Consider the following 12,437-nt stretch of genomic DNA (forward strand, 5'->3'; position numbering starts at 1 on the left):
CCTTACTCATCAGTTGACGTGGTATCTCTCTCGGGCTCTTGCGATGCCCGTCTCTCCGTCGCGATCAGCTCGTTCAGCCAACGCACCTCGCGTTCGACCGATTCGAGACCGTGACGCTGCAGCTCCAGCGTGTAGCTGTCGAGGCGCTCCCTGGTGCGGGCCAGGGCGGTGCGCACGCTGTCCAGGCGCTCCTCCAGACGGCTGCGGCGGCCTTCGAGGATGCGCAGGCGCACCTCGGCCTCCGTGTGCCTGAAGAACGCGAAGTGGACGCCGAAGCTCTCGTCCTCCCAGGCCGACGGGCCGGCCTGGGTGAGCAGCTCCTGGAGCCGCTCCTTCCCCTCGGCCGTCAGCTTGTAGACGATCTTCGATCGGCCGCCCACGATCGTGGCCGGAGCCGGCTGCTCCTCGGCGATGAGGCCCTGGGAGAGCAGCGATCGCAGGCAGGGGTAGAGCGACCCGTAGGAGAACGCACGGAACATCCCCAGCAGAGCGTTGAGCCGTTTGCGCAGCTCATAGCCATGGAGCGGGGTCTCGTGCAGCGACCCGAGCACGGCCAGTTCCAGCACTCTGCCCTGTCCGCTGGCCACGGGAACCGCCCCCTCTCGCGTCGATGTATCTAGCCGATACATCCCGAGGATACGTCGATTCGCTATATCGCTGCAATCACTGACTTTGCCAAGTCGTTGGGAGCAATCACCAAAAAGCCGTAGTCTGGCGCTCATGTGGTCACAGCGAAGGGTGGTGGATTACGGTCTCGCCGAGCGAGCAGTGGTCCGCGGCCCGCGTACCGGGCACGGTTCGCCCGGCGACGTGTGTGACGCACAGCCGTACCTCCTTCGGGCGGCCCGGCACCTCGGCGAACCGACCGAACGCCTCTGCCCGGTGTGCGAAAGGCAGAACGTCGCCAACGTGACCTATGTCGGCGGGGATTCCCTGAGGCGGCACGCGGGTCAGGCAAAGGCGACGTCAGATCTCGTCGAAATGGCCCATGATTACGACGAGTTCCGTGTGTACGTGGTCGAGGTCTGCCAGGGTTGCTCCTGGAACCACTTGACGGTCTCGTTCGTCCTCGGCAACGGACCGCCGGATCTCGTCGGCCGAGATTAGAGACCGAAGGCGGACAGGCACCACCACGCCCAACCCGCCGTGCTATCCGACGACGATGCGAGGACGTGTTGAGTTTCAGCCATGACGAGGGGACGGCTCGCCCGGGGAGGCGCCGTCGCTCCAGCTCATCCCGTTCCGTTCCCCAGGCTCCCGCGCCGCAAACCGGGGATCCCGGCCGGGACGCCGGGCAGCCGTCCCGCCGTCCGGAGGCGGCCTACGAGCAGACCGGCGCCATGGCCGCGCAGTCGTACGAACAGCCTTACGAGCCGCCTCGCCGTGAGCCGCAGGGCCGTGAGCCGCAGGGCCGTGAATCCCAGGGCCGTGAGCCGCAGCGGCGTGAGTCCGGGCGGCGCGCTCCCGCGGGTCCCGCGCAGGAGACCGTCGCGATGGGGATGCCCGGCGAGCCGGCGCCGCGCGTGCCCGCCCGGCGCGAGGGCAGGCGGCGCAGCGATCAGGAGACGATGATCAGCGAGGCGCCGCGCCGCGCCCGCGGTCGCGGCGCGGGCGGCAACGGCGGGCCCGGTGGGCCCGGCGGGCCAGGCGGCTCTGGGGGTCCCGGCGGGCCGCAGGGACCCGGTGAGCCGCCGCGCGACTCCGGGGAGAAGCGCCCGGCGTGGCGCAGGTTCCTGCCGAGCTGGAAGATCGTGCTGGCCGGCGTCGCGGTGGTCACCGCCGGCGTCTTCGGCATGATCGCGGTCGCCTACGCCAACATGCCCATGCCGACCGAGGACCAGGTCCAGGACACGGTCGACGACCAGGGCAGCACCATCTACTACGCCAACGGCGAGACCCTGGCCAAGCTCGGCACCAAGCGCGTCCCGGTCAAGGACATCAACGGGATCCCGCGGCACGTGCAGGACGCGGTCATCGCCGCCGAGAACAGCTCCTTCCGGGAGGACGCCGGCATCTCCTTCTCCGGCATGGTGCGCTCCGTCTTCAGCACGGTCTCCGGCCAGCAGGTGCAGGGCGCCTCCACCATCACCCAGCAGATGGCCCGCAACTACTACGACGGCCTCTCCCAGGAGCGGAGCGTCCAGCGCAAGATCAAGGAGATCTTCGTCGCGGTCAAGCTGAACAAGTCGCTTACCAAGGACCAGATCCTCCTGCAGTACCTCAACACCATCTACTTCGGGCGCGGCGCGTACGGCATCGGCGCCGCGGCCCAGCAGTTCTTCGGCAAGCCGGTGAAGGACCTGACACCCCAGCAGGGCGCGTACCTGGCCGGCCGCATCCAGAACCCCGACGCGTTCGACCGGGCCGAGATCGCGGGCAACATGAAGCCCACCGAGGAGCGCTACGTCTACGTGGTCGGGCAGATGGCCAAGCTCGACCCCGCCGCGTACGGGACCCTGCCGGCCAAGTCGCCGTCCTCGCCCAAGCGCGTCAAGGTCAAGAACAGGGACTACTTCAAGGGCCTGACCGGCTACATGGTCGAGGCCGTGCTGAACGAGCTGAAGGCCGAATACAACATCTCCAAGGTGGACGTCGAGACGGGTGGCTACAAGATCACTTCGACGTTCGACAAGCACCTGATGCAGGCCGCCAGGGACGCCGTCAACAAGCACACCGCCGGCCTGAACGGCGAGATCAACGCCACGCTGGCGGCCGTCGACCCGACCAACGGCCGGATCCGCGCCTTCTACGGCGGCGACGACTACGAGAAGGACGCCTGGAACGACGCCTTCCTGTCGCAGAAGCAGGCCGCCTCGGCGTTCAAACCCTACGTGCTCGCGGCCTGGCTCGACTCCGGCTACAGCCTCAGGAGCTACCTGCCGGCCAAGGGCCCGCTCAAGCTCGAGGGCACCACCCCGATCAACAACGACCACGCCTCCAGTTCCTCGTCGATCGACGTCGTCGACGCCACGGCCCACTCGATCAACACCGCGTTCGCCAAGATGGGGGAGAAGGTCACCCTCGAGAAGGTCATCGAGATCGCCAGCCGCGCCGGCCTCAGCAAGGACCGGCTGGAGGACGCCAGGAACCGCCACCACTACCTGATCACGATCGGCTCCGGCCAGGTGACCGCCGTCGAGCAGGCCGGCGGCTACTCGATCTTCGCCAACGGCGGCAAGCACTTCAAGAACCACGTCATCATCAAGGTCAAGGACCGGTCGGGCACGACCAAGTACCAGGAGAAGAGCACCCCGGCCCAGGTGATCTCCCCGGAGGCCGCGGCGGACGCCACCGTCGCCCTCCAGGCCGTGGTCAAGCAGGGCACCGGCCGCAACGCCGCCCTCTACGACCGGCCCGTGGCCGGCAAGACCGGCACCAACAACGAGAACAAGGAAGCCTGGTTCGTCGGCTTCACCCCTCAGCTGTCCACCGCGGTCGGCATGTTCCGCCAGGAGTGCCGCAGCAAGGGCGGCAAGGTCATCCAGCCGGTCAACGACAACTGCCCGTGGTGGCGGGGCAAGGACAAGGCCAAGGAGAAGAAGTACACGCCGCAGAAGCCGTACACCACGGCGTACGAGGTGACGCTGGGCAGCGCCTTCCAGGGCGCCACGTACCCCTCGGCCATCTGGAAGACCTTCATGACCGAGGCCATGAAGGGCCAGAAGGTCGAGCAGTTCCCGTCCCGCGTGGACACCGGCGTCCCCGAGAACCTCGCGCCCAAGCCCGTGCCCACGCCGACGGCCACCAAGGAGCCGGACGAGGAGCAGCCGGACGACGTGACCTGCGTCATGGACCCGTGCGACGACGACAGCGGCCGCATCATCACCATCGACCCGAACGAGAACAACGGGTTCGACGACGACAACGGGCTGCTGGGCGGCGGTCAGGACCCGGGGATGCCGCCCTTCATCGAGCCTGAGACGATGCCCTCGGGGCGCGAGCAGTGGTGAAGACGGACCAGGTAGGGGACGGCACGGTGGACGAGCCGGTCCACCGCCCGCCGCTCTTCGCGCGTGCCGTGCCGTACCTGCCTCTGGCGCTGTTCGCGGCGCTGGGGGCGAGCCTGGCGTACGTGTTCCGGCTGCCGTGCCGTACCGGCGGCTGGAACGAACAGGTCAGCACCTACACCAACTTCTGCTACACCGACATCTACCCGCTGTACTTCGACCGGCAGCTCGCCACGCAGAGCCCGTACTTCGCCGACGTGCCGTTCGACAAGCACGTCGAGTACCCCGTGGTGCTCGGCGAGGTCATGCAGTTCTTCGCCTGGATCGCCCGCTGGCTGGAGTCCGACCCCATCCAGCAGGCCGTCCGCTTCTACGACGGCACGGCCGTCTTCCTCGGCGTCTGCCTGGCCGTGGGCGTGGTGCTGATGGCCGCCGTGGCCGGGCCCACCCGCCGCTGGGACGCCCTGTGGTACGCGCTCGCGCCGTCGGTGATCCTGGCCGCGTACATCAACTGGGACCTGGTCGCCGGCGCGCTGTCCATGGGCATGCTGCTGGCCTGGGCGCGGCAGCGGCAGGTGTCGGCCGGCGTGCTGCTCGGGCTGGCGATCGCGACGAAGTTCTACCCGCTGATGTTCGCCGGGGCGCTGTTCCTGCTGACGCTGCGCACCGCGCGCTGGCGGCCGTTCCTGGTGACGATGGGCGCGGCCGCGGGCGCGTGGCTGGTCGTCAACGTGCCGTTCATGGTGTTCGCCTGGGACGGCTGGCGGCGCTTCTACGTCTTCTCGCAGGAGCGCGGGGTCGACTGGGGCTCGCCGTGGCTGTTCTTCCAGAGCAAGGGCTGGCCGATCCTCGGTGACTCCGACGTCAGCACGCTCGGCATGGCCTCGCTCGCCGTGCTGTGCCTGGGCATCGCGGTCCTGACCCTGGCCGCGCCGCGCCGGCCCCGGCTCGCGCAGATCTGCTTCCTCGCGCTGGCCGCGTTCATGATGACGAACAAGGTGTGGTCGCCGCAGTTCGTGCTCTGGCTGGTGCCGTTCGCGGTGCTGGCCCGGCCCAACTGGAAGGCGCTGGCCCTCTGGCAGCTCGCCGAGATCTGGTACTTCTTCGCCATCTGGCTCTACCTGCTCTCCCAGCAGCCGCTCGGGCGCGACGACCTGGGCATCGGCGACGACACGTACTTCACCGCCGTCTGGGGCCGGGTGATCACGATCGTGGTGATGATGGCGTTCGTCGTGCGTGACATCCTGCGCCCGCACAAGGACGTCGTACGGCAGACGGGCGTCGACGACCAGGCCGGCGGCGTGTTCGACGACGCCCCTGACCGGTTCACGCTGGCCTCCTCGTACCGGTGATCACCCGCTCGGCCGCGCGGGACGCGCTGCTGGTCTGGTTAGGCTCGCGGGCCGGGCTGCTGGTGGCCACGCTGCTCGGCTCGGCCCTGAGCGCCTACGTGGCCCGCTGGAAGCAGTGGGACGCCGGGCTGTTCGTCGTCATCGCCCAGTACGGCTACGACGGCGACCCGGCCGCCCCGCCCGACGCGGGGCTGCCCGCGTTCTTCCCCGGGCTGCCCGCCATGCTGCGCATCGTCCACCTGGTGGTGCCGGACTGGACGGCGTGCGGGCTGATCGTGTCGCTGGTGGCCGGGGCGGTGGCCATGGTCGCGCTGGCGCGGCTGGCCGAGCTGGAGGGCGCCCCCGGCTGGATGGCGGTGCTGGCGTTGCTGCTCTTCCCGACGGCCGTGTTCCTGGCCGCGGGATACAGCGAGTCGCTGTTCCTCGGGTTCGCGATCCCGGCGTGGCTGGCCGCCCGGCGCGGGCAGTGGCCGGCGGCCGTCATCCTGGCCGCAGGGGCGTCGTGCGTGCGGATCACGGGGCTGTTCCTGGCGGTGGCCCTGGTCGTCGAGTACGTCCTCGGGCGGCGCTCCCGCGAGCTGCCGGCGCGGCCGGCGCCGTGGCCGCTGCTCGCCGTGCCGTTCCTGCCGCTGGTGTTCTACTCGTTCTTCCACTACCGCCGCTCGGGCGACTGGCTCGCCTGGAAGCACGCGCAGGAGGCCGGGTGGGGCCGCGAGACGGTGTGGCCGTGGGAGTCGTGGACCACGACCTGGCACGCGGCGACGGGCAACGACGACTTCGCGGTGGCCTTCCGGATGGAGATCGCCGGGGCCGTGGTGGCGGTGGCGGTGCTGGTCTGGCTGGCCGTACGGCGGCGGTGGAGCGAGGTCGTCTACACCGGGCTGCAGGCCGCGGCGCTCATGACCTCGGCCTATTACCTGTCGGTCCCGCGCTCGCTGCTGCTGTGGTTCCCCCTGTGGACGGCCGTCGCCTGGCTGGCCGCCCGGCGGCCGTGGACGCTGGCCGTGTACGGGCTGGTCGCCGGGCCGCTCATGGTGCTGAACACGATCCGGTTCCTCACCGGCGCGTGGGCCGGCTGACGTCTGTACCCACTTTCGAGGCCCGGTAATCCAGGGAAGTTATCCACAGCCTGTGTGTATCCGATCTGTGGACTCCCACGTCCTACAGGTTCTCCCTCAGGAACGCGATGTCGGCCGCCTGGCCCTCGCCCGGCGTCTCCACCACGATCGGCGCGCCGGCCGCCCGGCACACCGCGAGGATCAGCTCCGGATCGATCTGCCCCTTGCCCAGGTTGGCGTGCCGGTCGGCGCCCGAGTCGAACGCGTCACGCGAGTCGTTGCAGTGCACCAGGTCGATCCGCCCGGTGATGGCCTTGACCCGGTCCACCAGGTCGACCAGCTCCTCGCCGCCCGCGTGCGCGTGACACGTGTCGAGGCAGAAGCCCACGTCGAACCCGTCGAGTGCGTCCCACAGCCGCGCGATGCGCTCCAGCTTGCGCGCCATCGCGTTGCCGCCGCCCGCGGTGTTCTCGATCAGCACCGGGATCGGGCACTCCAGCCGCTCGAACACCTTGCGCCAGTTGTCGAAGCCCGTCTGCGGGTCGTCGTTCTTGTTGACGTGGCCGCCGTGGACGATCAGGCCCTTGGCGCCCAGCCCGGCCGCCGCCTCCAGGTGCTGGGCGAGCAGCTTGCGGCTGGGGATCCTGATCCGGTTGTTGGTCGTCGCCACGTTGACCAGATAAGGGGCGTGGATGTAGACGTCGACGCCCTCCACCGGCTTGGCGGGCAGCACGGGCTTGTCGTAGCCCTGGGGATCGCCGAGGAAGAACTGCACCACCTCGGCCCCGACCGCCGCGGCGTGGGCGGCGGGATCGTCCTGGCCGACGTGAGCTCCGATGCGCACCATGTCACCGAGCCTATCCGTTTGCCGTACCTGCCCCAGGGAAGTCGCCAGACGCCCCCTACGCGAGGAGAGACGCATATGGCCAGATGGCGATGGCGCTCGTTAGTCATCCTGATCTACGTCGTGATCGGCCTCTACGTGGCCTGGGTGTACCACTACATCACTCCGGCGATCCTCAAGGACATCGCCGAGGCCCTGCTCGCGGTCTTCCTCTGGTTCCTCGTGCTGCTCGGCGTGGACCTGCACATCGGAGGATGACCCCATATCGCGGACGGCCCCGGCCGCGCCGGGGCCGTCCTCTTCTTCTGTTTCTGTGTCCGTACGGGGTCGGGGCCGGGGTCAGGGCAGGAAACCGCCGTGGGCGATGCCGAGGGCCACGCCCACGAACGACGCCACCACGCCGACGATGTTGAGGGCCCGCTGGGGAGTCGTGGCCGAGACGTACTGGGAGTAGAGGCCCGTCCCGAACCCCAGCGCGCCCGCCCAGGAAGCCACGACGTGACCGCCGGGGACGAACGCCGCGACGAAGGCCGTCAGACCGCAGATCACGGTGACGACCGCCAGGGTGTTCTCCACCGGATGGGGCCGTCCGTCGCTGTTGAGCGTGAGCCTGAACCGCTGGTTTCTGGAAGGTTGGAGGATGTGTGGCACAACTATCACCGCCTGGTTTCCTACAGGCCTTCCCACATGGACTCGGCTGGTAACCTGGTCAGGCTGCGTTGTGATGGGTGAACCGTCACACCCTGGTGCCGAAAGGGGCGCCGGGGCCTAGACGTCAGCGTCCTCCTGTCACGGCAGAGTGTCGTGACCGCAAAAGTCCAGAGGAGGTTGGAGTCCCGCATGCGTCGTTACGAAGTAATGGTCATTCTGGACCCTTCGCTCGATGAGCGCACTGTCGCGCCGTCCCTCGACCAGTTCCTCACCGTGGTCCGCAACGACGGCGGCACCGTGGAGAAGGTCGACGTCTGGGGCCGTCGCCGTCTCGCCTACGACATCGACAAGAAGTCGGAAGGCATCTACGCCGTCATCGACCTGTCCGCGCAGCCCGCGACGGTCAAGGAGCTCGACCGCCAGATGAACCTCAACGAGGGCATCCTGCGCACCAAGGTTCTCCGCCCCGACGTGCACTAAGCAGCTCGTCGCCCGGCTTTTTGTCGGGCGTCGGCCGTACTCTGAGCCGTAACCCAAAGCGAAGGCGTGCAGGAAGGCGAGCGCTGGCCATGGCAGCAGGCGACACCGTAATCACCATCGTCGGCAATCTTGTCGACGATCCCGAGCTGCGCTTCACCCCGACGGGGCAAGCGGTGGCCCGGTTCCGCATCGCGTCCACTCCGCGGTTCATGGATCGTCAGACCAACGAGTGGAAGGACGGCGAGAGCCTCTTCCTGACCTGCAACGTGTGGCGGCAGGCGGCGGAGAACGCCGCCGAGAGCCTCCAGCGCGGCATGCGGGTCATCGTGCAGGGGCGGCTCAAGCAGCGGTCCTACGAGACCAAGGAAGGCGAGAAGCGCACCGTTTACGAGGTCGAGGTCGACGAGGTCGGCCCGTCTCTGCGCAACGCCACCGCCAAGGTCAACCGCACCACCCGCCAGGGTGGGGGTGGCGGCGGTGGCGGCTTCGGCGGCGGCCCGGCCGACGACCCGTGGGCCTCCGCGTCGCCCGCTCCGCCCCAGGGCGGCGGCGGCTTCGGCGGTGGCGGCGGCGGCGGCTTCCAGGGCGGCGGCCAGCAGAGCGGCGGCTTCAGCGGCGGCGGCGACTTCAGCGACGAACCGCCTTTCTAGACCCAGTCCACAAGCCCGAGACCATTCCCGCTTCAACGGCGGGGCTCTGAAAGGAGCACCACGATGGCCAAGCCGGCACTGCGCAAGCCCAAGAAGAAGGTTTGCCTGTTCTGCCACGACAAGATCTCCTACGTCGACTACAAGGACACGGCGCTGCTGCGGAAGTTCATCTCCGACCGCGGCAAGATCCGTGCGCGCCGGGTGACGGGCAACTGCACCCAGCACCAGCGCGACGTGGCGACCGCGATCAAGAACGCCCGTGAGGTGGCTCTGCTGCCTTACACGAGCACCGCGCGCTAAGGAGGCCTGTCGATATGAAGCTCATCCTCACCAACGAGGTCTCCGGCCTCGGCACCCCTGGTGACGTCGTCGAGGTCAAGGACGGCTACGGCCGCAACTACCTCATCCCGCGCGGCTACGCCATGCGCTGGACGCGCGGCGCGGAGAAGCAGATCGAGTCCATCAAGAAGGCTCGTGACGCGCGCGAGATCCGCGACCTGGGCACCGCCAAGGAGGTCGCCGGCCAGCTCGGCGCCCTGCGCGTGCGGCTGACCACCCGCGCGGGCGACTCCGGCCGCCTGTTCGGCTCGATCACCACGGGCGACATCGCCGACGCCGTCAAGGCCGCCGGCGGCCCGATCCTCGACCGCCGCCGCATCGAGATCATCAACCCGATCAAGAGCGTCGGCAGCCACAAGGTCAGCGTCAAGCTGCACCCTGAGGTGTCGGCCTCGGTCGACGTCGAGGTCGTCGCCGGCTGACGCCGGCACGCCTGCCCACGGCCCCCTCTCCCTTCCCGGGAGCGGGGGCCGTGCGCGTCTCCGGGGCCCGGCCGCGACGGCACGTCCGGTGTGGGGCGGTATGAGCCCAGGTGGCGGCGTATTTCCTAGCACGGCAGCGTACAATCGGCTCGTTCTTCCCCGCGTCCCCCTCCTGGAGGCACCACCCATGGTCCGTCCCTCGACGCTGCTCGCGCTGGGCGCCCTCGCCGCGGCCGTCGCGTGCGCACCCGTCGACAACACGGCGACCAGCGCCGACCCCTCGGGCACGACGACCTCCACGGCGTCCGGAGCGTCCACGGCGTGCACCAAGGACCAGCTCAAGCTCGTCAACGCCGGCAAGCTGACCATCGGCACCGACAAGCCCGCCTACGAGCCGTGGTTCAAGGACGACGACCCCGCCAACGGGCAGGGGTTCGAGAGCGCGATGGCGTTCGCGGTCGCCGGTGAGCTCGGCTTCGACCGCGACGAGGTGCAGTGGAGCACGGTCAAGTTCGACTCGGCCTTCGCCCCGGGCGCCAAGCCGTTCGACTTCGACGTCAACCAGGTCTCCATCACCCCCGACCGGGCCAAGGTGGTCGACTTCAGCCACGGCTACTACACGGTCAAGCAGGCCGTGGTGGCGCTGGGCGACGGCAAGTTCGCCGCGGCCAAGACGCTGGCCGACCTCAAGGACGCCAAGATCGGCGTGCAGGTCGGCACGACCTCGCTCGACGCGGTGAAGAACGTCGTCAAGCCCGCCACCGACCCCAACGTCTTCAACGACCAGGTCGACGCCGTCAACGCACTGAAGAACAAGCAGGTCGACGCCATCGTCGTGGACCTGCCGACGGCGTTCTACGTCACGGCCGCGCAGGTCGAGGGCTCCAAGATCGTCGGTCAGTTCAGCTCGACGGGTGGCACGCCCGAGGAGTTCGGCCTGGTCATGGAGAAGGGCAACCCGATCAAGACCTGCGTGGACAAGGCCGTGGACGCGCTGAAGTCCAAGGGGGAGCTGACCAAGATCGAGCAGCAGTGGCTCGGCTCGGCGGCGGGCGCGCCCGAGCTGACGTGACGACCGCCGCACATGCCGATGACTGACATGCCGGCCGGCCCGGTCTGGGTCAAGAGCGATCGACAGGTGGAGCGGGAGCGGGTCCGCAGGGCGCGGACCCGCCGCTCCGCGTCCATCGCCACCGCCTCCACCTTCGTCTTCGTCGTCCTGGTGGGCTGGATCGTCACGAGCTCGCCGGGCTGGCCGCGCGTGCAGGAGACGTTCTTCAACCCCGAGCACTTCGTCAGGTCGCTGCCCGACGTGCTCACCGGGTTCTGGCTGAACATCAAGATCTTCCTGATCGCGGAGCCGATCATCCTGGTGGTCGGCCTGCTCGTCGCGCTCCTGCGGGCGACCAGGACGGCCGCCCTGTTCCCGATCCGGGCGCTCGCGACGCTGTACGTCGACGTCTTCCGCGGCGTGCCGACGCTGCTCGTGATCTACCTGGTCGGCTTCGGCCTGCCGGCCCTGCGCCTGCAGGGCATCCCGAACGACTACACCACCCTGGGCGTCATCGCGCTGACGCTCTCGTACAGCGCGTACGTGGCCGAGGTGTTCCGCTCGGGAATCGAGTCGGTCCATCCCAGCCAGGTGGCCGCGGCCCGCTCGCTGGGACTGAGCCATGGCAAGACGATGCGTTTCGTGGTGCTGCCGCAGGCCACCCGCCGGGTCGTGCCGCCGCTGCTGAACGACTTCATCTCGCTGCAGAAGGACACCGCGCTGGTGGCCACGCTGGGCGTGCTGGAGGCGCTGCGGCAGGCGCAGATCTACGCCTCCAGCAAGTTCAACTACACCGCCTACCTGGCGGCCGCCCTGCTGTTCATCCTGCTGACGATCCCCATGGCCAGGTTCACCGACTACCTGGCCGAGCGCACCAGGAGGAGGCGCGGCGCATGAGCCTGCTGACCATCGACGGCGTGTGGAAGAACTTCCACGGCCACAGCGTGCTGCGCGGCATCGATCTGGAGGTGCGTGCGCACGAGGTGGTGAGCCTGATCGGCGCCTCCGGCTCGGGCAAGTCCACGCTGCTGCGCTGCGTCAATCTGCTGGAGACCGTGGACGACGGCGCGATCCTGCTGGAGGGCCAGGACGTCACCGACCCACGGGTGGACGCCGACCAGGTGCGCAAGAAGCTGGGCATCGTGTTCCAGGCGTTCAACCTGTTCCCGCACATGACCGTGCTGGACAACGTCACGCTGGCGCCGCGCCAGGTGCACAAGGTGCCCAGGGCGCGGGCCGAGGAGGAGGCCCACGCGCTGCTCACCAGGTTCGGGCTGGCGCACAAGGCCACGGCGTACCCGGACCAGCTCTCCGGCGGCCAGCAGCAGCGGGTGGCCATCATCCGGGCGCTGGCGACGCAGCCCCGGCTGATGCTGCTCGACGAGGTCACCTCGGCGCTCGACCCGGTGCTGGTCGTGGAGGTGCTGGAGGTCATCCGCGAGCTCAAGCAGTCGGGGATGACGATGATCCTCACCACCCACGAGATGGGGTTCTGCCGCGACATCTCCGACACGGTGTGCTTCCTCGACGGGGGCGTGCTGCTGGAGAAGGGGCCGCCGGAGAAGATCTTCAGCGACCCGGACCAGCCGCGTACCCGTGACTTCCTGCGCAGCGTGCTCGAAGCGCGACGACTGTAGCGGGCG

15 protein-coding genes are annotated in these 12,437 nt (G+C 69.0%); 12 read left to right on the forward strand and 3 right to left on the reverse strand.

Annotated elements, in window-relative coordinates; translation table 11 throughout:
- Positions 1-2 precede the first annotated feature (2 nt).
- Positions 3-587 carry a PadR family transcriptional regulator gene (locus tag AB0H64_RS09940; RefSeq protein WP_355441304.1) on the reverse strand — a complete coding sequence of 195 codons (585 nt, stop codon included), beginning with the start codon at positions 585-587 and terminating at the stop codon, positions 3-5.
- Positions 588-720: 133 nt separating this feature from the next.
- On the opposite strand from AB0H64_RS09940, the gene AB0H64_RS09945 reads away from it, so the two are divergent.
- The 4 genes from AB0H64_RS09945 to AB0H64_RS09960 all read left to right on the forward strand — a co-directional run bounded on the left by AB0H64_RS09945 (position 721) and on the right by AB0H64_RS09960 (position 6,378).
- Positions 721-1,107 (forward strand): DUF5318 family protein, encoded by a 387-nt coding sequence (locus tag AB0H64_RS09945; protein ID WP_357622385.1) that lies wholly within the window; start codon positions 721-723, stop codon positions 1,105-1,107.
- A gap of 233 nt (positions 1,108-1,340) precedes the next feature.
- Entirely contained in the window at positions 1,341-3,950 is a 2,610-nt protein-coding gene (locus tag AB0H64_RS09950; RefSeq protein ID WP_357622387.1) for a transglycosylase domain-containing protein, read from the forward strand.
- A complete protein-coding gene (locus AB0H64_RS09955) occupies positions 3,944-5,299 on the forward strand; it encodes a glycosyltransferase 87 family protein (protein WP_357622390.1) in 1,356 nt (451 codons plus the stop codon). The genes AB0H64_RS09950 and AB0H64_RS09955 overlap by 7 nt, the downstream gene beginning before the upstream one ends.
- Positions 5,296-6,378, forward strand: coding sequence for a mannosyltransferase family protein (locus AB0H64_RS09960; protein ID WP_357622393.1), 1,083 nt, complete (start codon positions 5,296-5,298; stop codon positions 6,376-6,378). The genes AB0H64_RS09955 and AB0H64_RS09960 overlap by 4 nt, the downstream gene beginning before the upstream one ends.
- An 82-nt stretch (positions 6,379-6,460) precedes the next feature.
- Here the strand turns inward: AB0H64_RS09960 and AB0H64_RS09965 are convergent, their stop codons facing one another.
- Positions 6,461-7,204 carry a deoxyribonuclease IV gene (locus AB0H64_RS09965; protein ID WP_357622395.1) on the reverse strand — a complete coding sequence of 248 codons (744 nt, stop codon included), beginning with the start codon at positions 7,202-7,204 and terminating at the stop codon, positions 6,461-6,463.
- 75 nt (positions 7,205-7,279) lie between these two features.
- On the opposite strand from AB0H64_RS09965, the gene AB0H64_RS09970 reads away from it, so the two are divergent.
- Positions 7,280-7,459, forward strand: coding sequence for a hypothetical protein (locus AB0H64_RS09970; RefSeq protein WP_357622398.1), 180 nt, complete (start codon positions 7,280-7,282; stop codon positions 7,457-7,459).
- Positions 7,460-7,540: 81 nt separating this feature from the next.
- Here the strand turns inward: AB0H64_RS09970 and AB0H64_RS09975 are convergent, their stop codons facing one another.
- On the reverse strand, positions 7,541-7,777 hold the full coding sequence (locus tag AB0H64_RS09975; protein WP_357622400.1) for a hypothetical protein: 237 nt from the start codon (positions 7,775-7,777) through the stop codon (positions 7,541-7,543).
- A 264-nt stretch (positions 7,778-8,041) separates the two neighbouring features.
- Between AB0H64_RS09975 and rpsF the strand changes: the two genes are divergently transcribed.
- The 7 genes from rpsF (at position 8,042) to AB0H64_RS10010 (ending at position 12,431) form a co-directional block, all read left to right on the forward strand.
- Positions 8,042-8,332: a 30S ribosomal protein S6 gene (gene rpsF / locus AB0H64_RS09980; protein WP_106242878.1), complete on the forward strand. Its 291-nt coding sequence runs from the start codon at positions 8,042-8,044 to the stop codon at positions 8,330-8,332.
- An 89-nt stretch (positions 8,333-8,421) separates the two neighbouring features.
- Positions 8,422-8,982, forward strand: a complete 561-nt coding sequence (locus AB0H64_RS09985; protein WP_310707793.1) for a single-stranded DNA-binding protein — start codon at positions 8,422-8,424, stop codon at positions 8,980-8,982.
- A gap of 63 nt (positions 8,983-9,045) precedes the next feature.
- On the forward strand, positions 9,046-9,282 hold the full coding sequence (gene rpsR, locus AB0H64_RS09990) for a 30S ribosomal protein S18 (RefSeq protein WP_020543048.1): 237 nt from the start codon (positions 9,046-9,048) through the stop codon (positions 9,280-9,282).
- Positions 9,283-9,296: 14 nt separating this feature from the next.
- The gene (gene rplI, locus AB0H64_RS09995) at positions 9,297-9,743 is read left to right on the forward strand and encodes a 50S ribosomal protein L9 (protein ID WP_357622405.1); all 447 of its coding nucleotides are present in this window, start codon (positions 9,297-9,299) and stop codon (positions 9,741-9,743) included.
- Positions 9,744-9,930: 187 nt separating this feature from the next.
- Positions 9,931-10,815 carry an ABC transporter substrate-binding protein gene (locus tag AB0H64_RS10000; RefSeq protein ID WP_357622408.1) on the forward strand — a complete coding sequence of 295 codons (885 nt, stop codon included), beginning with the start codon at positions 9,931-9,933 and terminating at the stop codon, positions 10,813-10,815.
- A 12-nt stretch (positions 10,816-10,827) separates the two neighbouring features.
- Positions 10,828-11,691, forward strand: a complete 864-nt coding sequence (locus tag AB0H64_RS10005) for an amino acid ABC transporter permease (protein ID WP_357622411.1) — start codon at positions 10,828-10,830, stop codon at positions 11,689-11,691.
- Positions 11,688-12,431, forward strand: coding sequence for an amino acid ABC transporter ATP-binding protein (locus AB0H64_RS10010; protein WP_357622413.1), 744 nt, complete (start codon positions 11,688-11,690; stop codon positions 12,429-12,431). Before AB0H64_RS10005 ends, AB0H64_RS10010 begins: the two co-directional genes overlap by 4 nt.
- The last annotated feature ends 6 nt before the right edge of the window (positions 12,432-12,437 follow it).

It is taken from the genome of Nonomuraea sp. NPDC050733, assembly GCF_040654215.1.
Classification (GTDB): domain Bacteria; phylum Actinomycetota; class Actinomycetes; order Streptosporangiales; family Streptosporangiaceae; genus Nonomuraea.